Below are 22,127 nucleotides of genomic sequence, written 5' to 3' on the forward strand. Positions count from 1 at the left end.
TGGGCCGGGATGCCTGGGGGTGGTGCGTCGGCGACTGCGACCCGGCGAAGGACTGCGGTCAGACGCGGTGGTAGATGACCGTGGGGCGGTCGGCCGAGAGCGCCTGTGCCGCAAGGGGTCCGAGCTCGTCGACGGAGGTGGCTTCGACACCGTGGGCTCCGATGGCCCTGGCCAGCGCCGGGATGTCGGGACGGTAGAGGTCGACGGCTTGGGGCACGATGCCGCGGTCGACCATCTGCTCCCGGATCTCCGCGTAGCCACCGTTGTCGACGATCACGACCGGGATGGCCAGGCCCTGCTCGGTGGCCGTGATGAGCTCCTGGATGGAGAACATGGCGGCACCATCGCCGAAGAGGGCGACGACTGACCGGTCGGGGGCAGCGATCTTGGCACCGATGGCGGCGGGCAGGCCGTAGCCGAGCGTCGCGTAGCCGGTCGGGTAGAGCAACCGGTTCGCCGGCGTGAACGGCCACGAGTGCACGGTCCCGTAGTAGGTGACCTGCGAGCTGTCACCGGCCACCACCGTGTCGGCTGGGAGCGCCGCGGCGAGGGACCGCTGGATCGGCTCCCAGGCGGCACCGGACCGGGCCGCCTCCGCGTCGATCTGGCCACGGAGCGTCAGGGCCCGCGCGGTGTCCCAGCCCCGGATCCCCTTGTCGCGCAGTGCCTCCACGAGGTCCCGGAGGGTCAGCCGGGCATCGGCGACGATGGCGAGGTCGGCTCGGACGTTCTTGTGTGCCTGGGCGGCGTCGAGGTCGATGCGGACCACCGTGCGCTCCCCCGGACGGCCGGGAGCGACCGTGCCGCCCCAGAGGTCGGAGTCGCCCAGCTCCGACCCGACGACGAGCAGCACGTCGGCGCCGTTGACGGCATCGTGGGCGGTACTGAGCCGGGCGCCGGCCCCCAGCGACGCGGGATGAGCCTCGTCGAGGACGCCCTTGCCGTTGACCGTCGTCAGGACCGGGATGCCGAGCTCGGCCAGGGCGCGCAGCTCGGCCGTCGCACCTCGCGCACCACCACCGGCGACGACGAGGGGGTTGGCGGCGCCCAGCAGCGCAGCTGCGACGGCGTCGACGGCTGGGCGGTCGGCACGGGCCGCGCCCGGCAGCGGGCGGCGAGCACACGGCACCCGGGTCCAGTCGCCCTCGAGGACATCGACCGGCACTTCGAGGTGCACGGGTCGCGGGCGGCGGCTGGCAAAGCCCTCGAAGATGTCGGCCACGATGTCGGGGATGTCGTCCGCGGACTCCGCGCGGATGCTCCGCCCGGTGACGGCGTCAAGAGCAGCCTGTTGGTTCTTCACCTCGTGCAGCCACCCGACGTCGGCGCCGACGCGCCCGCGCGGGGCGCCGGGCGAGACGGCGAGGATCGGGATCGAGTCGGCATAGGCGGTGGCGAGGGCCGTCACGGCGTTGGTGATGCCCGGCCCGGAGGTCGTGATCAGCACGCCCGGACGTCCGCTGACGCGCGCAAAGCCGTCCGCGGCATACCCGGCGCCCTGCTCGTGCCTGGTGACGACGTGCCGGATCCCCGACTGCGGCAGGTAGCGGTAGAGCTCGAGGTTGTGGGTCCCCGGGATGCCGAACACATCCGAGACCCCTTGTGCCGCAAGGGAGTCGATGACGGCGGCGCCACCCGTGACCGGCTCGCTCATGACGTGGCTCCTTCGCGCGGTGCCATCGCCGAGATCAGCTCGTATGCCGCGTGGGCGGCCGCGATGCCGGTGATCTCCGCGTGGTCGTAGGCGGGTGACACCTCGACGACGTCCGCGCCGACGAGGTTGAGCTCGCTGAACGCCCGCAGGATGTTGAGCAGCTCACGGCTGGTCAGCCCGCCCGCCTCAGGGGTGCCCGTGCCGGGGGCGAAGGCGGGGTCGAGCACGTCGATGTCGAGGGACACGTAGGTCGGCCGGTCCCCCACCCGGGCCTTGATCCGCTCGACCGCCCCCTTCCAGCCCAGGTCGTCCATGTCGTGGCACCCGATGACCTGGAAGCCGAGCACCTGGTCGTCGCTGAGGTCCTGGGGCGAGTACAACGGCCCGCGGATCCCGACGTGGATGCTGCCGGTCTTGTCGATCAGGCCCTCCTCACTGGCGCGACGGAAGGGCGTGCCGTGGGTGATGGGCGCTCCGAAGTAGGTGTCCCACGTGTCGAGGTGTGCGTCGAAGTGGACGACCGCGATCTCGCCGTGCTGTTCGTGCAGCACGCGCAGGAGCGGCAGCGCGATGGTGTGGTCGCCGCCGATCGTCATCAGCTTGGCGCCGGTCCCGGCGATCTCACGAGCCGCCCCGTCGATCTGGCGGACGGCCTCGAGGATGTCGAACGGGTTGCAGGCGACGTCGCCGGCATCGACGACCTGCTGCACCGCGAACGGCTCGACATCCTGGACCGGGTTGTAGGTGCGGAGCAGCTTGGACGCGGCCCGGACGTGTCCGGGACCGAACCTGGCGCCGGGACGATAGCTGACCCCGGAGTCGAAGGGGACACCCAACACCGCGACATCGGCGCGCTCGACCTCGTCGAGACGCGGGAGTCGGGCGAAGGTGGCCGGCCCGCCGTACCGGGGGGTGACGGTCGCGTCGACGGGACCGCGCGGAGGTGTGGCGGTGGCATGGTCAGCCATGGTCAGAGCACTTTCGAGAGGAACGACTGGGTGCGGGCATGCTGCGGGTTGCTGAAGACGTCGTGGGGTTTGCCCTCCTCGACGATGACGCCGCCGTCCATGAAGACGACGCGGTCGCACACCTCGCGGGCGAAGCCGATCTCGTGGGTGACGACGATCATCGTCATCCCGTCGGCAGCGAGCCCCTTCATGACGTCGAGCACCTCGCCGACGAGCTCGGGGTCGAGCGCGGACGTGGGCTCGTCGAACAACATCAGGGCCGGCTCCATGGCCAGCGCCCGGGCGATCGCCACGCGCTGCTGCTGGCCACCTGAGAGCTGCGCGGGGTAGGCCGCCGGCTTGTCGGCCAGGCCGACCCGGTCCAGGAGCTCGCGGGCTCGGGACTGCGCCTCGGCCTTGGGGACGCCCTTGACGAACACGGGCGCCTCCATGACGTTCTGCAGGGCCGTCAGGTGCGGGAAGAGGTTGAACCGCTGGAAGACCATCCCCACGTCGCGCCGCGCCGCCGCGACCTCCTTGGGCTTGAGCTCGAACTTCTTGCCGTGGCTGCGCCGGTAGCCCACGAGGTGGCCGTTGACGCTGATCTCGCCGCCGTCGATCCGTTCGAGGTGGTTGATGCAGCGCAGGAAGGTGGACTTGCCCGAACCGGACGGTCCCAGGAACGACACCACCTCACCCGCCCGGACGCTCAGGTTGACGCTCTTGAGCACCTCGTTGTCGCCGAACACCTTGCGGACGTTGATGGCCTCGACCATGGGTGTCGCCGGGCCTGCAGTGGTGCTGGTCATCACCGACCTCCGATCGCGAAGCGGTTGCGGCGTACCTGCGCACCGAGGACTCCCCTGCTCATCCGGCGCTCGATGCGTGACTGCACCACCGTCAGGATCGTGGTGAGCACGATGTACCAGATGCTGGCGACGATCAGGAGCGGGATCTGCTGGAAGTTCCTCCCGTAGATGAGCTGCGCCGTGGTGAGGAGCTCGGGGAGGCCGATCACCAGGCACAAGGACGTGAGCTTGAGCATCGAGATCAGCTCGTTGGCCGTCGGTGGCACGATCACCCGCGCGGCTTGCGGAAGCACGATCCTGCGGTAGGTCAGGCCCGGGTTCATGCTCAGGGCCTGGGCCGCCTCCGTCTGGCCCCGATCCACCGAGCCGATGCCGGCGCGGACGATCTCGGCCATGTAGGCGGCCTCGTTGAGCCCCAGTCCCAGGATGGCCGCGACGAACTGCGTGATCAGGGTGTTGCTCGAGATGCTGAAGAACTCCGGCCCGAACGGGATGCCCAGGCTGATCTTCGGGAGCACCGTGCCCAGGAAGAACCAGAACAGCAGCTGCACCAGGATCGGCGTGCCGCGGAACAGCCACACGTAGCCGCCCGCGACACCCCGCAGCAGCGGGTTCTCGGACAGCCGCATGACGGCCAGCAGGGTGCCGAGGACGACACCGACCAGCATGGCCGCTGCAGTCACCTCGATGGTGACCAGCAGGCCACGCAGGATCGACCGCTCGAACAGGTACCCGAACACGAGGTCCGGCCGCAGCTGCTCGGTGGTCACCACGAAGTTGACGAACATCGCCGCCAGGACGACCAGGACTGCCGCAGACACCCACCGGCCGGGGTGCCGGAGCCGGACGACCGGCTCGTCGGCGTGCCCCGCCTCGGTCGACTGCACGACGTGTGCGGTCATGGTCAGCTCCCGGAGTTGAGCGGTGCGCCCGTGAGCGCCTGGTTCTGCAGGTTCCACTTGGCCAGGAGCTGGTCGTAGGTGCCGGACTCGATGACCTTGAGCAGGGCAGCCTGGACAGCGTCCCGCAGCTCAGGGCTCTTCTTGGGCACCGGGATGCCGACCGGCAGGGTGCCGAACGGCTTGGCGGGCACCTCGAAGGCGTTGGGGGCCTGCTTGACGTTGTAGGCCAGGGTCAGGTCGAGGGCGACGACGGCGTCGGCCCGGCCGGACTGCAAGGCCTGGACTGCGCTGGCCTGGTCCGGGAAGGGCTGCTTCTTCACCGCCAGCTTGCCGGCGGCCGTGCACTCCTTGGTGATGTCGTCCACGGACAGGTCGCCGGTGGCGCTCTTCTCGACGGCCGCAGACTTGCCGCAGAGGTCCAGCTTGTCCTTGAGACCGGACGGGTTGCCCTTCTTCACCATGAAGGTGACACCCGAGTTCAGGTAGTCGATGAAGTCGACCGAGGTCTGGCGGGACTTCTTGTCGATCATGCTGGTGAGCGAGAGGTCGTACCGGCCGGCGTCGAGCCCGCCGATGATGCCGTCGAAGTTGGTGTTCTGGAACTCGAACTTCACGCCGAGGACCTGTCCGAGGGCGGCTCCGAGGTCGGCGTCGAACCCGAGGACGGTCTTGTTGTCGGTGTCGAAGAACTCCATGGGCGGGAAGCTCACGCCCGAGGCGACGCGCACCGTGCCAGCGGACTTGATGGCGGCCGGGAGCTTCGCGGCGATCGCGTCGTCCTTGGTGAGCGCGCCGACCGACGACGTCTGGCCGCTGCTGGAGCTGCTGGCGCCGGATCCTGCTTCGTCCGGGGCTGCGCAGCCGGACGCGATGGTCACCGCGGCCATGGTGCCGGCAAGTGCGAGGTGTCGAAGCTGCATGGTCATCTCCAGTGGTGTTTCGTGTAGAGCAACAAAGGTTGTGCAACGAGGATCGGGCAGGCATGATGGGATGTCAAGGGGTGCAGCCCGATCTGGACGCAGCAGCCCGTAACGTCGCCCTCACGAGGACGGCCACGTGTGTCGCCCGGTCAGAGAGGATCCACAGATGCGCCCGGTCCCCGTCTCCCCCACCCACAGCGGGGTCCGACTAGGCGCGCGCCTTCGCGCAGCGCGGAAGGCGAACGGGTTCACCCTCGACCAGCTCGCGACGTCGTCCGGGCTCACCAAGGGATTCCTCAGCCGGGTCGAGCGCGACGAGACCTCGCTCAGCGTCAGCTCGCTCATCACGCTCTGTGAGGTGATGAGCGTGGACGTGGGCACGCTGTTCAGCGCCCCGCAGGTCGCGCTCGTGCGACGCGAGTCAGCGCCGGCCATCAACCTCGGCGGTACCGGTGTCAGCGAGCAGCTGATGACTCCCCGGGGGCAGGCGAGGGTGCAGCTCGTGCACACCACGGCCGAACCAGGCGCCACCGGAGGGGCCGACCTCTACACGATCAACTGCGAGCTCGAGGTCCTGTACGTCCTCAAGGGTGCGGTCGAGCTGATCTTCTCGGACCGCCGACAGCGGCTCACCGCGGGCGACGCACTGACCTTCCCCGGCGGGGAGCCGCACACCTGGGAGAACACCAGCACCTCGAGAAGGGCCGAGATGGTGTGGATCCTCTCGCCCGCGCCGTGGAGCGGCAGCTCGTGATCGTCGCGGGCAGCTCGTGATCGTCGCGGGCAGCTCGTGACCGTCGCGGGCAGCAAGAGGGCGGCACGCCCATTCCTGCTAGGCCCGCGTCAGGTGGAACCGTCGCAGCAGACCGAGGCCGAGGAGGAGCAGGACCAGGCCGAGCGCACCGAGCGGTGCGATGTCGCTTCCCGTCTGGGCGAGCGAGTCACCGCCACCGCTGGGGACGGGGGCGGCCGCCGGGCAGCTGACGGTGAACTCGACCTCGTCACCGCTCAGCCCGAACTCGTTGCCCGTGACGGCCACGACTGTGTGCTGGCCGCAGGCCAGGTCGGAGGTGGGCGTGAGGCTCCAGCTGCCCCGTTCGTCGGTGTCGACGTCGACCGGCTCGCCTTCGTCGATGGACACGAGGACGACCGAGTTCGGCTGGTCCGACGTCCCAGTGATGTCCGGCGTGCGATCGGTGGTCGTCGACCCGTCAGCAGGGGTCGTGATCGCCACCTCAGGGAGGGGACCTTCCGCGAACACCTCGAACTCCACGGAGTCCGTCGCGGTGGCGCCGGACGCGTTGGTCGCCGTCGCCTCGGCCACGTGGACGTCATTCGAGAGCGGCACCGTCGGCGTGTAGGTCCAGCCACCTGACGCGTCGGTCGGGACACTGACCGGGTTGCCCCCGTCGATGACCAGCGTAATCGTGCCGTTCACGACGGACGAGCTGCCGGCAATCTCGGGCGTCTGGTCCTCTGTGGTGGAGCCGTCCGCAGGGGTGCTGATGGTGATGGCGGGTGGGATCGAGACCGTGAAGGTGGTCGTGTCCGAAGCCGTGCCTGCAGGCGTGGTAGCGGTCGCGATGACGGTGTGCGACCCCTCCACCAGAGGAGTCGTCGGCGTGTAGGTCCAAGCCCCGGTGGCGTCCGTCGACACGGTGACCGGAGCGGCCCCGTCGATGACCAGGCTGATGGATCCCGAGAGCACGTTCGACGTGCCCGTGACGGCCGGCGTGGTGTCGGCGACCGTCGAGCCCGTGGACGGAGCCGTGATGACGATGGCCGGGGCGGGGGCGGCCACCGTGAACGTGTTGCTGTCCGTGGCTGAGTTGCCTGCAGCATTCGTCACCGAGGCGTTCACCGTGGTGGCGCCGTTGGCCAAGGGGGTGGGCCACTCGAAGGTCCATGCACCCGAGGCGTCCGTCGTGACCGTGTGGGTCTCGCCGCCGATGGTGATGGTGACGGTGCCGCTGGGCACGTTCGAGGTCCCGGAGATGGTCGGGGTCGAGTCGGCCGTCGTGGAGCCTTCGGCTGGTGTCGCGATGTCGATGACGGCGCGGGTGCACTCCACGCCACCAGTGGGTGCGGTGGCCGACACGGAGAGTGGGAGGACGCCCACGGAGACAGTGCCGGCGCCGGCGAGCAGGGTGATGTCAACCGTGAGGAAGGTCGTCGAGAAGACCCCGCCGTTGGCAGTGACGTCTGCATTGCTGGCCACGTGGACCGTCGCGGTCCCGACCAGGGGGATCGAGACCGCGGCGCTGGTGTCGCCGAGGTTGAGGGTCTGGGAACCGCCGGGGTAGGTGAGCGTGACCGCGGAACCGGTCAGCGAGGCGCTACCCGCCGGACCGCTGCTGGCGGTTGCGGTGAGGGTCGGCTGGAGCGCGCTGACGGAGATGGCCCCGAGCAGGGTCAGGCCCGCGACGTTGCCCGTCGCGGCCGACTGCACCGACCTGGTGTCGTTGGTCGCGGACTGCGCGATGAGCGAGGTCGTGGCGGTCGTCGAGGCGTCCCCCGTGGACAGGACGGGGACCCCGAGCAGGGTGGCGGAGGCGCCGGTCGTCGACGTCGTTGCGGTCGACAGGGGTGTGCCCAGGGCGACGCACGCGAGGTCGCCCGCCCAGTTGGCGCTCGTCACGGCGCTCAGGATGCCCGTGCCGAAGGTTGCGGGGGCGCTCGCAAGGGAGGCCTGGACGATGCTCCCGTTGTTGGTCGAGGACGGCGGCGCGGTAGCCGTCCGGCTGTTCAGCTGGGCGCCGACGGGGCCGACTTGGGCGCCGAGGTTGGCCGACGTGGCAGAGGTGCGCGGGCTCGTGGTGGAGCCGGCGGCCGCGTCGGCATGCACCAGGTCCACTGCGGCGAGGGGCGCGGTCGCGAGGGTGCTGGCCACGGTCAGGACGTCACCGGACGCGTTGGCGGTGTATGCCGCGGGCAGCGGGGCGGCGTCGGCGCTACCGGCGACGAGGACGGAGGGTGCGGCCAGGACGGCCGCGCTGGCGGCCATCACGAGCAGGCGGCGCGCCAAGGGGGCCCTCCTGCCGTGCAACGGGGGAAACAGACGCATGTGGAGCCTTCCTCGCAGAACAAGACGGATAGCGTTCACAGTCACGCCAATCGCAGGCTACGTGCGGCCGAGAACTCAAACAGGCAATTCCCAGGAAATTTGTCCGGCTTGTCCACGTGGCGGGAGGCACCCGGCCCGAGGGTTTGAAGTCGGCCACACACGGGTACTCGCCCCCGCACATTGCTTCCCGGGACGGTGACGGGTAGTTGGTGGCAGGCGCTGTGATGCGGCACGGCAGTCAGTCGCTGCTTCGCAGCGAGACAGGGATTGACCGTGCTCTGCATGGTGACGTTGCGGTCCCGAGTCCGGAGCAGGCTCTCATCGCCCGCTGGACACGACCGAGGAGTTCATCGGCGCGAGATGGTCTCACGCGGGGAAGTCAGCCAGGGGCCGTCAGGCAGCCGACCGGCACAGCGTCGATCCACTGACGTGTGCAGGCCGCTCGGATTGCCGCGAATCCACATGCGAAGGCGGTGCCGCAGAGCCAGGCAGCCAGACGTCCAGGGTCGGCCTATACCCACACCCGGGAGGCTGACAGGATCGGGACATGGCGCGCGAGGGGCTGACCGCGGGCGGCAAGGCCTTGGCGGTCCTGTCGACCTTCGGACGAGAGCATGCCCAGCTCACCCTTTCTCAGATCGCCCGACGCACCGGACTTCCGCTCAGCACTGCGCACCGGATCGTCGCTGAACTGGCGGCATGGGGGGCCCTCGAGCGGGACGACGAGGGGCGGTGGCACATCGGCCTGCGCCTGTGGGAGGTGGGTTCGCTCTGTCCTCGTGGCCAGATCCTGCGGGAGGTGGCCCTTCCCTATCTCCAGGACCTCTACGAGGCGACTCACGAGAACATCCAGCTGGCCGTGCGCGAGGGCACCGAGCTGACCTTCGTCGAGCGCATCGCGGGCCACCGATCGGTCGAGCTGAAGACGATGGTGGGCACCCGCTTCCCGCTGCCGTCGACCGGCGTGGGCATGGTCCTGCTCGCCTTCGCCCCCACGGACATCCGTGACGCCGTCCTGTCCCAGCCGCTGCCGCGACACACTGAGTTCACGGTCACGGACCAGCGCCGACTGCGAGCCATGCTCGCCTCGGTGCGACGGCACGGGTATGCCGTGAACGACCGCCAGCTGTCCGACCACACCGTTGGACTGGCCGCCCCAGTGCGGATCGGCGCGGGGGGCCCGGTGCACGCCGCCATCGGCATCGTCGTGTTGGGCAAGACTGCGTCTGCGGTGCGTCACCTGCGGCAGCCCGTGGTCGCCGCCGCCGCTGCGATCTCGGTAGAGCTGGGTCGGCGGGCCGGCACTCCGTCGGGCGTCGTCGCGGCCGACGCCACAATCCGATAGGCCTTCCACCTGGCGGAAGGCGGCTGTGGAGGACCCGGCGGACCGGCGATGCTGGAACCGAAACCACAGCACTGACGCGAGGAGACCCGGGTGGCACCTGCGCCGACAGAGCGCGTCGACACCGTCGTCGACGTTCCCATCGCCATCCTGGGCGCGGGGCCGGCGGGCCTGATGCTTGCCCACCGGCTCGGCAGGTCGGGCATCGCCTGCGTGAACATCGACCTGCGCACCCGGGCGGAGATCGAGGGCACACACCGAGCTGGCATCCTCGAGGCCGGCGCTGCTCGTGACCTCGTCGACACGGGTGTCTCGGACCGGATCCTGAGGGACGGGCACGAGCACGGCGGGACCGAGCTCCGTTTCGGCGGACGGGGCCACCGCATCGACTTCCGGGAGCTCGTCGGGGGCTCGGTGTGGCTCTACCCGCAGACGGACGTCTTCATCGACCTGGCCAACGCGCGGGACCGTGACGGTGGCACCGTGCACTTCGGCGTGACCGACCCCGAGGTGAATGGGGTCGAGACCGACCGACCCACCATGCGGTTCACGAGTGCTGACGGGGTGCGTCACGAGGTGCGCGCCACGATCGTCGTCGGCGCCGACGGCTCTCGCTCGATGTGTCGTTCGCTCATCCCCGAGGCCGGTCGCACCCAGTTCTTCCGGGAGTACCCGTTCGCGTGGTTCGGCATCCTCGCTGCCGCACCCAAGAGCGCCCCGGAGCTCGTCTACGCCCACTCAGAGCACGGCTTCGCCCTGATCAGCCAGCGCACCGACGCCGTGCAGCGGATGTACTTCCAGTGCGACCCGGAGGAGGACACCGAAGCCTGGAGCGACGACCGGATCTGGGAGACCCTGCAGGTGCGCGTGGCGGGCGACGACGGCTTCTCCCTGGTCGAGGGGCCGGTCATCGAGAAGACCGTGCTGCGCTTCAGGTCCTTTGTGCAGCAACCGATGCGGTGGGGTTCCATGGTGCTCGCCGGCGACGCCGCGCACACGGTTCCCCCCACCGGAGCGCGCGGACTGAATCTGGCTCTCCACGACGTCAAGGTCCTCGCCGAGGTGATCCCGCGTGCTCTGGGGAAGGAGGGGCTCGACGCCCTCGACGACTACGAGCCACGGGCACTCAGCCGGGTCTGGCGGGCCCAGAACTTCTCCTACTGGATGACCCAGATGTTGCACACCGCGCCCGGCGCGAGCGCCTTCGACCTGCGCCGCCAGCTGGGTGAGCTGGACAACGTCGTCTCCACGCGCGCCGGTCGGACCTACCTCGCCGAGCAGTACGCAGGGTGGCCGACCGAATCCTGACGTCGGTCGACGCATCAGGTGGCGGGCGCGTGGTCAGGTAGCTGGTTCGAGCGCGTGACGCCTGATCACCCCGTGTGCCGCGGGCGCAGCGAGCAGGGTGAGGACCGCCAGGGCCTCAGCCGGGTGTTCCGAAGCCGTCGCCACCGCGCCGGTGAAGATCGTGATGATCTCAGCACCGGGTGGCATCCGGCCGGCGACGGTCACACCGGGAGCGGCGGCGAGCTCACTGCGTTGCTGGAACCCGAGATCAGCCGCGCCGTCGGCCAGCAGCCGGGCGACCGGCACACCCGGAGGCGCCTGGACCCATCGGTCCGCCAGCTGTTCGTCGAGACCCCAGGCCCCCACGAGCGCCTGCAACGCCGAGCCGCTCGGCCCGGTGGAGTAGCCGATTCGTCGCGAGGCGAGCAGGGCAGCCGTCAAGGATTCCACACTGCTGATGTCCGGGACGGGGGCGCCCTGGGGGACACCGACCACGACATCGGACCGGAGCAAGGGCAGCACCGTCTGACCGTCGAGGACGCCGTCGCGGGCCAGCGCTTCGATCGCGTCGCTCGCGAGCACCACGACGTCGGCCTGCCCGCCCGCTCGCAGTCGTCGCGCCACCTCGACGCCGCCCGCCGACTCCACCTCGAGATGGCCCAGCCCGAGGTCGCCCTCGGCAGTCAAGGCAGTCAGGACGCCGCGCGTGGCCATTGACGAAAGCCCTCGCAGGGTGACCATGCTTTCCACCCTAGGCGGCCACCTGCCTCCTCCACAGAGCCCTTCCGCCAGACGGAAGTCTCGCTGTCTGGCGGACCAGCGGGTGCGAGGCTGGGCCCGTGATCATCGACTGCCACGGGCACTACACGACGGCGCCGGCGCCGCTCGAGGCCTGGCGCAACGCCCAGGTCGCCGCGATCGGCGGCCCAGGCAGCGCGCCCGACCCGGCCGCACTGCGGATCACCGACGACGAGATCCGGGCGAGCATCGAGGCCAACCAGCTCCGGTTGATGGACGAGCGCGGCATCGACGTGACGATCTTCTCGCCGCGCGCGAGCTTCATGGCCCACCACATCGGCGACTTCGACGTGTCCTCGACCTGGGCGCGGATCTGCAACGACCTCTGCCACCGGGTCAGCACGCTCTACCCAGAGCGGTTCGTCATGGGGGCCATGCTGCCGCAGTCCCCCGGGGCTGATCCCGCGACGTCGGTGCCGGAGCTTCGTCGCGCGGTCGAGGAGCTCGGCGCGGTGACCGTCAACCTCAACCCCGATCCGTCCGGCGGGCACTGGGACAGCCCGCCGCTGACCGACCGGTCCTGGTACCCCATCTACGAGGCGCTGGTCGAGCTCGACGTGCCGGCCATGGTGCACGTCAGCACCTCGTGCAACGACGCCTTCCACACGACGGGAGCGCACTACCTCAACGCCGACACGACGGCCTTCATGCAGCTCCTCCAGGGCGACCTCTTCGCCGACTTCCCCACCCTGCGCCTGGTCATCCCCCACGGTGGCGGCGCGGTCCCCTACCACTGGGGCCGGTTCCGGGGCCTTGCCATGGCGCTCAAGCGTCCCGACCCGGAAGCGTTGCTGGCCAACGTCTTCTTCGACACCTGCGTCTACCACCAGCCCGGCGTCGACCTGCTGACCACCGTCATCCCGAGCAGCGCCATCCTCTTCGCCAGCGAGATGATCGGAGCCGTTCGCGACGTCGACCCGCGCACCGGTGCGTACTTCGACGACACCAAGCGCTACGTCGACGCCACACCGCACCTGAGCGACGCCCAGCGCGAGGACGTGTATGCCGCGAACGCGCGCCGCGTCTACCCCCGCCTCGACGCGCGGCTGCGCGAGCAAGGACGCTGACATGACCACCCGAAGGGAGTACCCATGAGCGGAACCGAGCTCGGTGTCGTGCACACCAGGATCGAGCGGGCCGACCCGAATGCGGTCCGCGACCTGTCCGCGTTCGGCGTGGCCACCATCCACGAGGCCATGGGCCGCGTCGGCCTGATGCGTCCCTACCTCCGACCCGTCTACCAAGGCGCGAAGCTGTGCGGCCCGGCCGTGACCGTCCTCCTCCAGCCCGGCGACAACTGGATGCTCCACGTCGCAGCCGAGCAGGTCCAGGAGGGCGACGTGCTCGTGGCAGGGTGCACCACCGAGAGCGAGGACGGCTTCTTCGGCGAGCTCCTCGCGACGTCGCTCCGCAGCCGTGGGTGCGCGGGCCTGGTCATCGACGGTGGAGTCCGTGACGTCGCCGACCTGGAGAAGATGGACTTCCCCGTCTTCAGCAGGGCCATCAACGCCAAGGGCACCATCAAGGCAACCCTGGGCTCGGTCAACATCCCGGTCGTGTGCGCCAACGCCCTCGTGCATCCCGGCGACGTCATCGTGGCCGATGTCGACGGCGTGGTCGTCGTGCCCGCCGCGAGCGCGCCCGCGGTGGCGGCCGAGGCCGCGAAGCGGGAGGCCAACGAAGAGGGCAAGCGCGCCAAGTTCCGCAGCGGCACACTGGGACTCGACCTCTATGACATGCGCGAGCCGCTGGCCCGTCTCGGCCTGCGCTACGAGGACTGACGCCCGATGACCGAGACCATCACCAAGACCCCCGGCTGGCTGGACTGGTACGCCGACCCGACGAAGCCCCGCTTCACCCTCCCCGAGGGCGCCGTCGACGCCCACTGCCACGTGTTCGGCCCCGGCGCGGAGTTCCCCTTCGCACCGGAACGCAAGTACACGCCCTGCGACGCCTCCAAGAACCAGCTCTTCGCCCTGCGCGACCACCTCGGCTTCAGCCGGAACGTCATCGTGCAGGCGACCTGCCACGGGGCCGACAACCGGGCCATGGTCGACGCGCTGCGGGCCTCGGGCGGCAGGGCGCGCGGAGTCGCGACGGTCCGGCCGGGCATCTCCGAGGCCGAGCTGGCCGACCTGCACGAAGCCGGCGTGCGCGGCGTGCGGTTCAACTACGTCAAGCGGCTCGTCGACACGCCCTCCCCCGAGGACCTGCGTGACGTCGTCGCGCGGATCACACCCTTCGGCTGGCACGTCGTCATCTACTTCGAGGCACCCGACCTGCCCGAGCTGCGCGACTTCTTCACCTCGATCCCCCTGCCCCTCGTCGTCGACCACATGGGCCGGCCCGACGTGTCCGCGTCGCCGGACGGACCCGGCTTCGCCGGCTTCCTCGACTTCATGCGGGACAAGACCGACGTGTGGTGCAAGGTGACCTGTCCCGAACGCCTGTCGCGCACGGGGCCACCGGCCCTCGATGGCGAGCACGCGGCATACCGGGACGTCGTGCCGTTCGCCCGCCGCGTCGTCGAGGACTTTCCCGACCGGGTGCTGTGGGGCACCGACTGGCCACACCCGAACCTCACCGACCACATGCCCGACGACGGCCTGCTGGTGGACGGCATCCCCCACATCGCGACGACTCCGGAACTGCAGCAGGCGCTGCTCGTCGACAACCCGATGCGCCTGTACTGGCCTGAGGAAGGATCCACCCCATGACCATGGACAAGCCGTACCTCGACGTGCCCGGCACGACGATCTTCGATGCCGACCAGTCAGCCAAGGGCTACCACCTGAACCAGTTCTGCATGTCGCTGATGAAGCCGGACAACCGAGCCCGGTTCATCGCCGACCAGAGCGCCTACCTCGACGAGTGGGAGCTGTCGCCGGAGCAGAAGCAGGCCGTGCTCGACCTCGACCTCAACGAGTGCATCCGGCTGGGCGGCAACATCTACTTCCTGTCCAAGATCGGCGCGACGTTCGGGCTGTCCTTCCAGCAGATGGCCGGTTCGATGACGGGAATGACCGAGGCCGAGTACCGCGACATGATGCTCGCCGGTGGTCGCTCGATCGAGGGCAACCGGATCCGCGACGCGCTTGCGGCGCGCATCGTCGAGCAGGGGTATGCCGCGCCGTCGCCCGCCGCGGAAGCGCACCCCACGATCAGCGCCAGCGTCTACACCTCGCACGTGCCCGCGATCGGTGCGGCGATGGACCTCGGCAAGACCGAAGAGCCTTACTGGAAGGCGGTGTTCGACGGGTACGAGTGGTCGCGTCAGTGGATGGCCGACAACACCCCGGACGTCGTCATCCTCGTCTACAACGACCACGCGACGGCGTTCGACCTGCACCTCATCCCCACCTTCGTCATCGGGACGGGGCCGCACTTCCCGGTCGCCGACGAGGGGTACGGGCCGCGGCCAGTCCCGCCGGTGGAGGGCGACCCCGACTTCGCGGCACACCTGGCCCAGGCGCTCATCCTCGACGACTTCGACCTGACCCTCGTCAACGAGATGGCCGTCGACCACGGGTTGACCGTGCCATTGTCACTGATGTTCGGCGAGCGTCCGCCCGACGAGCCGTGGCCGTGCAAGGTGATCCCCCTGGCCGTCAACGTCGTGCAGTACCCCGTCCCCCACGGTGCCCGGTGCTATGCCCTCGGTCGGGCCCTGCGCCGGGCGGTTGAGTCCTATGACAAGCCGCTGCGCGTCCAGATCTGGGGCACCGGCGGGATGAGCCACCAGCTGCAGGGGCCGCGGGCCGGACTGATCAACCGCGAGTGGGACAACGCCTTCCTCGACCGGCTCATCTCTGATCCCGCTGGCCAGGCGGAGGTCGGCCACCTCAACTACGTGGAAGAGGCAGGATCAGAGGGCATCGAGCTCGTCATGTGGCTGATCGCCCGCGGCGCGATGGCGGACATCGCCGACGACGGTGGTCCCGGCGCCGGCACCACCGAGGTCCTGCACCGCTTCTACCATGTGCCTGCCTCGAACACTGCGGTCGGCCACCTCGTCCTCGCCAACCACGCGGCCCAGGACCCGGCCAGCGGTCCGGCTGCACCCACCCAGGAGTGAGATGACCAATCAGCCGATCCGAGTGGCCCTCGCCGGGGGCGGTGCCTTCGGCGCCAAGCACGTCAACGGCTTGAAGCGCATCGAGGACGTCGAGGTGGCGGCGGTCGTGAGCAGCTCGCTGGAGTCGGGGCAGGCCTTCGCGGCCGAGCACGGCGTCGGCCGGGCCGTGGCGACGCTCGAGGAGATCCTCACCATGGATGACGTCGACGCCGTCATCCTGGCCACCCCGACGCCGATGCACGCCGACCAGACCCAGGCCGTGCTGCGGGCCGGCAAGCACGTCCAGGTCGAGATCCCGCTCGCCGACTCCCTCGCCGGCGCGCAGGCCTGTGCCGACTTGCAGGAGGAGACGGGGCTGGTGGCGATGGTGGGCCACACCCGCCGGTTCAACCCCAGTCACCAGTGGGTGCACCAACAGGTCGTGGACGGCAGCTTCACCATCCAGCAGATGGACGTGCAGACCTACTTCCTGCGCCGCCAGAACCTCAACGCCCTCGGCCAGCCCCGGTCGTGGACCGACCACCTCCTGTGGCACCACGCCGCGCACACGGTTGACCTGTTCGCCTACCAGACCGGCTCGCCCATCGTGCAGGCCAACGCGATCCAGGGCCCGATCCACCCCGAGCTCGGCATCGCCATGGACCTGTCCATCCAGCTGCGAGCTGAGAGTGGCGCGATCTGCACCCTGTCCCTGTCCTTCAACAACGACGGGCCCTTCGGCACGTTCTTCAGGTACATCGGCAACACCGGCACCTACCTCGCTCGGTACGACGACCTGAGCACGGGCAAGGACGAGCCGATCGACGTGAGCCAGGTGGCGGTGTCGATGGACGGCATCGAGCTGCAGGACCGCGAGTTCGTGGCAGCCATCCGCGAGGGCCGGCAGCCCAACTCCTCGATCACAGACGTCATTGACTGCTATCGGACCCTGGACGCACTGGAGCAGCAGCTCGAGGCCGCCCGGTGACCGAGCCCGACCCCGTCACCCGTCGGATCGGCCAGTTCGAGGTATCCCCCATCGGCCTGGGGTGCATGAACCTCAGCCATGCCTACGGCACCCCACCCCGTCCGGCGGACGCCGAGCAGGTCCTGCTCACGGCGCTGGAGCTCGGCGTCACGCTCTTCGACACGGCAGCGCTGTACGGCTTCGGCGCCAACGAGGAGCTCGTCGGCCGGGTCCTCAAGCCGCATCGCGACCGGATCGTGCTGGCCAGCAAGTGCGGCATGACCGGCGTGGATGGCAAGCGCGTCATCGACGGCCGCCCCGACACGATTCGCCGCACCGCCGACGCGGCCCTGTCGCGGCTGGGGACCGAGGTCATCGACCTCTACTACCTGCACCGCCGGGACTTCTCGGTGCCGATCGAGGAGTCCGTGGGCGCCCTGGCCGAGCTCGTGGCGGCGGGCAAGGTCCGCGCCATCGGTCTGTCCGAGGTGTCGGCCGAGACGCTCCGGCGCGCACACGCCGTCCACCCCGTCGCTGCTCTCCAGAACGAGTACAGCCTGTGGTCCCGCAACCCCGAGCTCGGCACCCACGCCGTATGCCGCGAGCTCGGGATCGCGCTCGTCGCCTTCAGTCCCCTGGCACGCGGCTTTCTCACAGCGTCTCCGCCGGTCATGAAGTCGTTGCCGTTAAACGACATTCGGCAGAACATGCCGCGCTTCGACACCGTCAACTACCCGCTCAACCTGGCGATCCACGCGCGGCTGATCACGCTCGCCCGCGATTTCGGGTGCACCCTCTCCCAGCTCGCCCTGGCCTGGCTGCTCTCGCGGGGCGACCACGTCATCCCGATCGCCGGCACGCGCAGCGCGACGCATCTCCGGGACAACCTGAAGGCGCTCCCGCTCGCCGTCCCGCCCGACGTCTTGGCGGCCGCGGCCGACCTGCTGAACGCCGTTACCGTCCACGGCGCTCGGTACAACGCCACCACGGCGCTGGAGATCGACACCGAGGCCTTCGTCGCGGCGGGCTGATCCGACCCCGGTGCTTGATCGCGACTGGCGATTCCTCTCAGTGAGAAGTCCCGTTGCCCTGCGGGTCACGACCGGCCAGATTGGCGACCACGTCGCACACCCCGACGTGATGGCAGCGCGTGGCGACACGGCGAGAGCGGAGCAGGCAAGTGGTGCGCGGGCATGGACCAGGCCGAGCTGACCGCTGACCAACGCAGGACCCGTGCGGACTTCGAGCGCAGGCGCGGGTACTGGGCCGACGACTGACAGATGATTCTCGAGCTCGCGGACGCTCGGCATCGATCGAACGATGCCTGCCGACCGCATGCCTGCGACATCGCGGCTCGGCGGGATCTTCCGTCTGGAGTTGACGGACAGGCGCACTCTTTCCACACGTTGGGGACGGCACGCCTCCTCCCCTCACCGCTCACGCCGCCACGCAGCGCCGCTCCGCGGTCCGCCCAGAGACGCCACCGGGTGCCCCGCAGCAGCGCCGACCTTGCACGCGAAGGCGCCACGGCGCGGCATACGTGATCTCGAGGGCGGGGGGCCGGAGGGCGGTCAGCGCAGGGGGTTGCCGCTCAGTGCCCGCCGGCAGCGCAGCAGGTAGGTGCGGAAGATCTCCGTCTGACCGGTGTCGAACGCCTCGAGCATCCGCGACTCGATGTCAGCCACCGACTCGTAGAGGCCGTCGAGCAGCTGCTGACCCTCCCCGCTGAGGGACAACAGGTACTGCCGTCGGTTGCTCCGGTCGCGCTCGCGGATGACCAGCCCCCTGGTGATCAGGAAGGTGACCATCTCAGCCATGGTCTGGGCTCGGACGAACGAGCTGCGCGCCAGCTCGGCCGAAGTGGTGCCGGGGTGCCGCTCGAGCACGGTCAGCGCGGTGTACTGCAAGGTGGTCAGGTCAGCGGTCGCCACCACCTCGTCCAGCGCGTCGCGGACGGCCAGCTCCACCTGCTTGATCAGGTAGAGCAGCGTGACGTCGCGGTCCGGCGCGGCGGAAGGACTGGTGGTCACCCGCCGGCTCCCGCTCCGAGTCGCCGTCGCCCGGCGCCGAGGGCCGCAGATGCCGACGGCAGGATCCCCCGGGGCAGGAACAGCAGCGTCGCGATGAGGACGGCGCCGTACGTGGCGTACTGCAGGATCGGCCCAGCCGTCGGCGGCAGGCCGGGCTGGCTGCTCACGGAGTTGAGCACCTGCAACAGCACCGAGATGACCACCGCTCCGATCACTCCTCCCCACACCGTGCCCAGTCCGCCGACCACTGCCATGATCACGTAGGTGAACGACTCTACGGCCGGGAACGAGTCCGGGCTCACGTAGGGCGTGAAGAACGCGGAGAGCGCGCCGGCAAGACCGGCGTACGCGCCAGACAGGGCGAAGACCGCCACCTTGCTGCGCCCGACCGGGACGCCGGCCGACTCGGCTGCCGTCTCGCTGCCGGCCAAGGCGCGGACACCGCGGCCGAACCGGCTGTGCACCACCCGATGCGTGAGCGTGAGCACCAGACCCAGGCACACCAGCGCGAGGTAGGCGTACGGCAGCTGCCCGGAGAACGCTGTGCCGGCCACGCCGAAGGCAGGAATGCCGCTGATCCCGAAGGCGCCACCGAGCACGTCAAAGGCGCTCATCGCCGCCTGGACCATCAGGAGCAGGGCGAGCGTCCCGAACGCGAGGTAGTGGCCCTGCAGGCGCAGGATCGGTATGCCGACCAGCGCGGCGAAGGCCGCGGCCACCAACGGGGCCAGCAGCAACGCGACCAGCGGCGGCAGCTCCAGCCGCGTCGTCCCGATCGCGACGGTCAAGGCACCCGCGGCCACGAACGCACCCTGCCCGAGGGAGGCCTGCCCGGCATACCCCATGAGCATGGACAGGCCCGTCACCACGATCGCGGCGAGGACGGTTCGCATGAAGAAGGTGAGGTCGGCCATCACCAGCGGCGCCACACACGCAGCCACCGACCCGGCCACGACGAGCAGCGTCTTCCAGTTCAGCAGCCGACTCATTTTGCCTCCTCCGCGACGAAGGACTTGCTTCGCGCGATCATGATCACCAGCATCAACAGCAGGGCCACCTCTGTCTGGTACGACCCGTTGAGATAGCCGGCAGTGAGCTGTCCGGCGACTCCCAGACAGAGGCCGCCGACGAGTGTGCGAAGCGGGCTGGTCAGTCCGCCGAAGACGGCAGCGGCGAAGCCACTGAGTGCCAGCGGCAGGTCCGAGGAGAACGAGAGTGCGTTCGTCGGCGCCACCAGCACCCCGGCCAGGCCACCCAGGACTCCGGCGAGGGCGAAGGCGACCAGCCCCATCCGCCGCACGTCGATGCCGACCATCCTGGCGGCGAAGGGGTTGGACGCGCTGGCGGTGAGCGCCTTGCCCAGGTAGGACCTGGAGAAGACCAGCGCGAGGGCTGCAAAGGTCAACAGGGTGGCGACGAGGACGAGCAGCCGCTGGCGCTCGACGCTGGCACCCAGGATCGTCATGGAGCCGCTCAGCCCCGGCGGCGAGACCGGGTCCTGGCCCCAGAGCCAGATGATCGCAGCCGACGCCAGCAGCGAGATCCCGAGGGTCACGATCAGGGAGATGAGTGGTGGGGTGCCGCGCCTGCCCACGGCGAGGATGCCCATCAGCAGGCCCACCGCGCCGCAGACCACGACCGCGACGAGCTCGCCCACACCGTGCGGCAGGCGTCCGCCGAGCAGGGACGCCGACAGCATGCCTCCGAGGACGGCCAGCGAGCCCTGTGCGAAGTTGACGACCCGGGTGACCCGGTGCACGACGACGAAGCCGCTGCCGATGAGGGCGAACGACGAACCGAGGGCGACTCCAGACACCAGGTACCCGACCAGCTCGTTCATCGAATGACCTCTTCCATGTCTTCGGTGTTCATGTCTTCGGTGTTCAGGTCTTCGGGGCGGGGCAGGTCGCCGAAGTAGGCCCGGCGCACCACCTCGGTGCCAGCCAGCTCCGACGAGGTTCCGGAGGCCACGACGCGGCCGGCGTCGAGGACGCAGGCACGGGTGCAGACATCGAAGGCGAGTCCGACCTCCTGCTCGACGAGCAGCACCGCGGTGCCGCGTTCACGGTTGAGGAGACGCAGGTGGTCTGCCAGCTCGTCGACGACGAGCGGGGCCAGGCCCAGGGAGAGCTCGTCTATGACGAGGAGGTCGGGGCGCGCCATCAGCGCCCGGCCGACCGCGACCATCTGCTGCTGCCCACCGGAGAGCCGCCCTGCCTTCCGCCTGCGCAGGGACCCCAGGTCGGGCAGCAGGTCGAGGACCTCGGCGAGGTCCCGGTTGCGGATGGACCAGCCACCGAGCTTCAGGTTGTCCTCGACGGTCATGTCGGGGAACATCTGCCGCCCTTCTGGCACCAGCGCGACGCGGCCCTCGAGTCGGACCGACCCGGCCGACGGCTTGAGCAGACCCGCGATGGTGTTGACCATCGTGGACTTGCCGGCGCCGTTGGGCCCGACCAAGGCCACCATCTCGCCGGCCTCGACCTGCAGCGAGACGCCGTCCAGTGCCACCGCGGAGCCGTACCGAACCACCAGGTCCTCAACGTGCAGCATGATGCGCCCCTGTTCCGAGATAGGCCTTGACGACGGCTGGGTCGGACGTGACCTCGTCCGGCGTCCCGTCGGCGATCACCCGGCCGAGGTCGAGCACGGCGATCTGCTGCGCCAGCGAGGTCACCATGCCGACGTCGTGCTCGACGAGGAGGATCGTCGTGCCGGTCCGGTGCAGCTCGGTGATGAGCTCCGCGAGCTGGCTCCGCTCTTCGGAGCGCAGGCCCGAGGCCGGCTCGTCGAGCAGCAGCAACCGCGGCCGCCCTGCCAGGGCCCGCGCCACCTGGAGCCGGCGCTGCTGGCCCAGCGGCAGGCTGTCTGCCGGCCGCGCCGCCCACGACAGCAGCCCGACCCGCTCGAGACAGTCGGCAGCAAGCGCCTGGGTCTCGCGCTCCTCGCGCCGCTGGTACGGCGTACGGAGCGCAGCGGCCAGCACGCCGGCCCGGGTGCGGCTGTGGGCGCCGACCATGACGTTCTCCAGCAGGCTCATGCCCGGGAACAGGCGCGCACCCTGGAACACGATCGCGACCCCGAGGCGAGCCCGGCTGTGCGCGGGGAGCCGGTCGATCCGCTGGCCGGCGAGCGAGATGGAGCCTGCGTCGGGACGGGTGTGGCCGGCAATCAGGTTGAAGAGCGTGGACTTGCCCGCGCCGTTCGGGCCGATGATGCCGCGGAGCTCGCCGTCGGCCACCCGGAGGGTGACGTCCCGGTTGGCGTACACGCCGCCGTAGTGGCGCGACACCCGGTCGATCGTGAGCATGGTCGTCCTTCCCAGCAGGTGGGGCCCGGACGCATGGCGCCCG

General features: G+C 69.9%; 21 protein-coding genes. 9 read left to right on the top strand and 12 right to left on the bottom strand.

Translation table 11 applies throughout. The features are described from left to right. Nucleotides 1-58: 58 nt before the first annotated feature. The 5 genes from ASG91_RS18275 to ASG91_RS18295 are packed head-to-tail and all read right to left on the bottom strand — an operon-like array spanning nt 59 to nt 5,232. Nucleotides 59-1,654, bottom strand: a complete 1,596-nt coding sequence (locus ASG91_RS18275; RefSeq protein ID WP_056924062.1) for a thiamine pyrophosphate-binding protein — start codon at nt 1,652-1,654, stop codon at nt 59-61. Beyond that, nucleotides 1,651-2,622, bottom strand: a complete 972-nt coding sequence (gene speB / locus ASG91_RS18280; protein ID WP_056924063.1) for an agmatinase — start codon at nt 2,620-2,622, stop codon at nt 1,651-1,653. Before speB ends, ASG91_RS18275 begins: the two co-directional genes overlap by 4 nt. Nucleotides 2,623-2,624: 2 nt before the next feature. Then, nucleotides 2,625-3,410, bottom strand: coding sequence for an amino acid ABC transporter ATP-binding protein (locus ASG91_RS18285; protein WP_056924064.1), 786 nt, complete (start codon nt 3,408-3,410; stop codon nt 2,625-2,627). Next, a complete protein-coding gene (locus ASG91_RS18290) occupies nt 3,410-4,312 on the bottom strand; it encodes an amino acid ABC transporter permease (protein ID WP_056924065.1) in 903 nt (300 codons plus the stop codon). Before ASG91_RS18290 ends, ASG91_RS18285 begins: the two co-directional genes overlap by 1 nt. Nucleotides 4,313-4,314: 2 nt before the next feature. Further along, on the bottom strand, nt 4,315-5,232 hold the full coding sequence (locus ASG91_RS18295) for an ABC transporter substrate-binding protein (RefSeq protein WP_162257551.1): 918 nt from the start codon (nt 5,230-5,232) through the stop codon (nt 4,315-4,317). 166 nt (nt 5,233-5,398) lie between these two features. Between ASG91_RS18295 and ASG91_RS18300 the strand changes: the two genes are divergently transcribed. Beyond that, nucleotides 5,399-5,986, top strand: coding sequence for a cupin domain-containing protein (locus ASG91_RS18300; protein WP_056924067.1), 588 nt, complete (start codon nt 5,399-5,401; stop codon nt 5,984-5,986). Between the two features lie 78 nt (nt 5,987-6,064). Here the strand turns inward: ASG91_RS18300 and ASG91_RS18305 are convergent, their stop codons facing one another. Continuing rightward, nucleotides 6,065-8,257, bottom strand: a complete 2,193-nt coding sequence (locus ASG91_RS18305; RefSeq protein ID WP_056924068.1) for an Ig-like domain-containing protein — start codon at nt 8,255-8,257, stop codon at nt 6,065-6,067. A gap of 586 nt (nt 8,258-8,843) precedes the next feature. Between ASG91_RS18305 and ASG91_RS18310 the strand changes: the two genes are divergently transcribed. Both ASG91_RS18310 and ASG91_RS18315 read left to right on the top strand, forming a co-directional pair. Then, the gene (locus tag ASG91_RS18310; protein ID WP_056924069.1) at nt 8,844-9,641 is read left to right on the top strand and encodes an IclR family transcriptional regulator; all 798 of its coding nucleotides are present in this window, start codon (nt 8,844-8,846) and stop codon (nt 9,639-9,641) included. Nucleotides 9,642-9,731: 90 nt separating this feature from the next. Continuing rightward, nucleotides 9,732-10,946: a 4-hydroxybenzoate 3-monooxygenase gene (locus ASG91_RS18315; RefSeq protein WP_256363736.1), complete on the top strand. Its 1,215-nt coding sequence runs from the start codon at nt 9,732-9,734 to the stop codon at nt 10,944-10,946. A gap of 33 nt (nt 10,947-10,979) precedes the next feature. On the opposite strand, the gene ASG91_RS18320 is transcribed toward ASG91_RS18315, so the two are convergent. Continuing rightward, nucleotides 10,980-11,666, bottom strand: a complete 687-nt coding sequence (locus tag ASG91_RS18320; protein WP_157606422.1) for a substrate-binding domain-containing protein — start codon at nt 11,664-11,666, stop codon at nt 10,980-10,982. Between the two features lie 98 nt (nt 11,667-11,764). Between ASG91_RS18320 and ASG91_RS18325 the strand changes: the two genes are divergently transcribed. From ASG91_RS18325 to ASG91_RS18350, 6 genes are read left to right on the top strand one after another with little or no spacing between them, the layout of a single operon-like run. Continuing rightward, nucleotides 11,765-12,790 (top strand): amidohydrolase family protein, encoded by a 1,026-nt coding sequence (locus ASG91_RS18325; protein WP_056924070.1) that lies wholly within the window; start codon nt 11,765-11,767, stop codon nt 12,788-12,790. A gap of 24 nt (nt 12,791-12,814) precedes the next feature. Next, complete coding sequence (gene ligK, locus ASG91_RS18330; RefSeq protein ID WP_056924071.1) at nt 12,815-13,504, top strand: 4-carboxy-4-hydroxy-2-oxoadipate aldolase/oxaloacetate decarboxylase; 690 nt, start codon at nt 12,815-12,817, stop codon at nt 13,502-13,504. 6 nt (nt 13,505-13,510) lie between these two features. Beyond that, nucleotides 13,511-14,440, top strand: a complete 930-nt coding sequence (locus ASG91_RS18335) for an amidohydrolase family protein (RefSeq protein ID WP_056924072.1) — start codon at nt 13,511-13,513, stop codon at nt 14,438-14,440. Next, nucleotides 14,437-15,798 carry a protocatechuate 4,5-dioxygenase subunit alpha gene (ligA, locus tag ASG91_RS18340; RefSeq protein WP_056924073.1) on the top strand — a complete coding sequence of 454 codons (1,362 nt, stop codon included), beginning with the start codon at nt 14,437-14,439 and terminating at the stop codon, nt 15,796-15,798. Before ASG91_RS18335 ends, ligA begins: the two co-directional genes overlap by 4 nt. A gap of 1 nt (nt 15,799) precedes the next feature. Next, nucleotides 15,800-16,765 carry a Gfo/Idh/MocA family oxidoreductase gene (locus ASG91_RS18345; protein ID WP_056924074.1) on the top strand — a complete coding sequence of 322 codons (966 nt, stop codon included), beginning with the start codon at nt 15,800-15,802 and terminating at the stop codon, nt 16,763-16,765. Continuing rightward, complete coding sequence (locus tag ASG91_RS18350; protein ID WP_235545770.1) at nt 16,762-17,775, top strand: aldo/keto reductase; 1,014 nt, start codon at nt 16,762-16,764, stop codon at nt 17,773-17,775. The genes ASG91_RS18345 and ASG91_RS18350 overlap by 4 nt, the downstream gene beginning before the upstream one ends. 540 nt (nt 17,776-18,315) lie before the next feature. Here ASG91_RS18350 and ASG91_RS18355 read toward each other — a convergent pair. From ASG91_RS18355 to ASG91_RS18375, 5 genes are read right to left on the bottom strand one after another with little or no spacing between them, the layout of a single operon-like run. Beyond that, complete coding sequence (locus tag ASG91_RS18355) at nt 18,316-18,774, bottom strand: MarR family winged helix-turn-helix transcriptional regulator (protein ID WP_056924075.1); 459 nt, start codon at nt 18,772-18,774, stop codon at nt 18,316-18,318. After that, nucleotides 18,771-19,763, bottom strand: a complete 993-nt coding sequence (locus tag ASG91_RS18360) for a branched-chain amino acid ABC transporter permease (protein ID WP_056924076.1) — start codon at nt 19,761-19,763, stop codon at nt 18,771-18,773. The genes ASG91_RS18355 and ASG91_RS18360 overlap by 4 nt, the downstream gene beginning before the upstream one ends. Beyond that, entirely contained in the window at nt 19,760-20,614 is an 855-nt protein-coding gene (locus tag ASG91_RS18365; RefSeq protein WP_056924077.1) for a branched-chain amino acid ABC transporter permease, read from the bottom strand. Before ASG91_RS18365 ends, ASG91_RS18360 begins: the two co-directional genes overlap by 4 nt. After that, nucleotides 20,611-21,327 carry an ABC transporter ATP-binding protein gene (locus tag ASG91_RS18370; protein WP_082594305.1) on the bottom strand — a complete coding sequence of 239 codons (717 nt, stop codon included), beginning with the start codon at nt 21,325-21,327 and terminating at the stop codon, nt 20,611-20,613. Before ASG91_RS18370 ends, ASG91_RS18365 begins: the two co-directional genes overlap by 4 nt. Next, on the bottom strand, nt 21,314-22,084 hold the full coding sequence (locus tag ASG91_RS18375; RefSeq protein WP_056924078.1) for an ABC transporter ATP-binding protein: 771 nt from the start codon (nt 22,082-22,084) through the stop codon (nt 21,314-21,316). The genes ASG91_RS18370 and ASG91_RS18375 overlap by 14 nt, the downstream gene beginning before the upstream one ends. Nucleotides 22,085-22,127 lie beyond the last annotated feature (43 nt).

Origin of the sequence: Phycicoccus sp. Soil802 (assembly GCF_001429605.1) — a bacterium.
Taxonomy (GTDB): Bacteria; Actinomycetota; Actinomycetes; order Actinomycetales; family Dermatophilaceae; genus Pedococcus.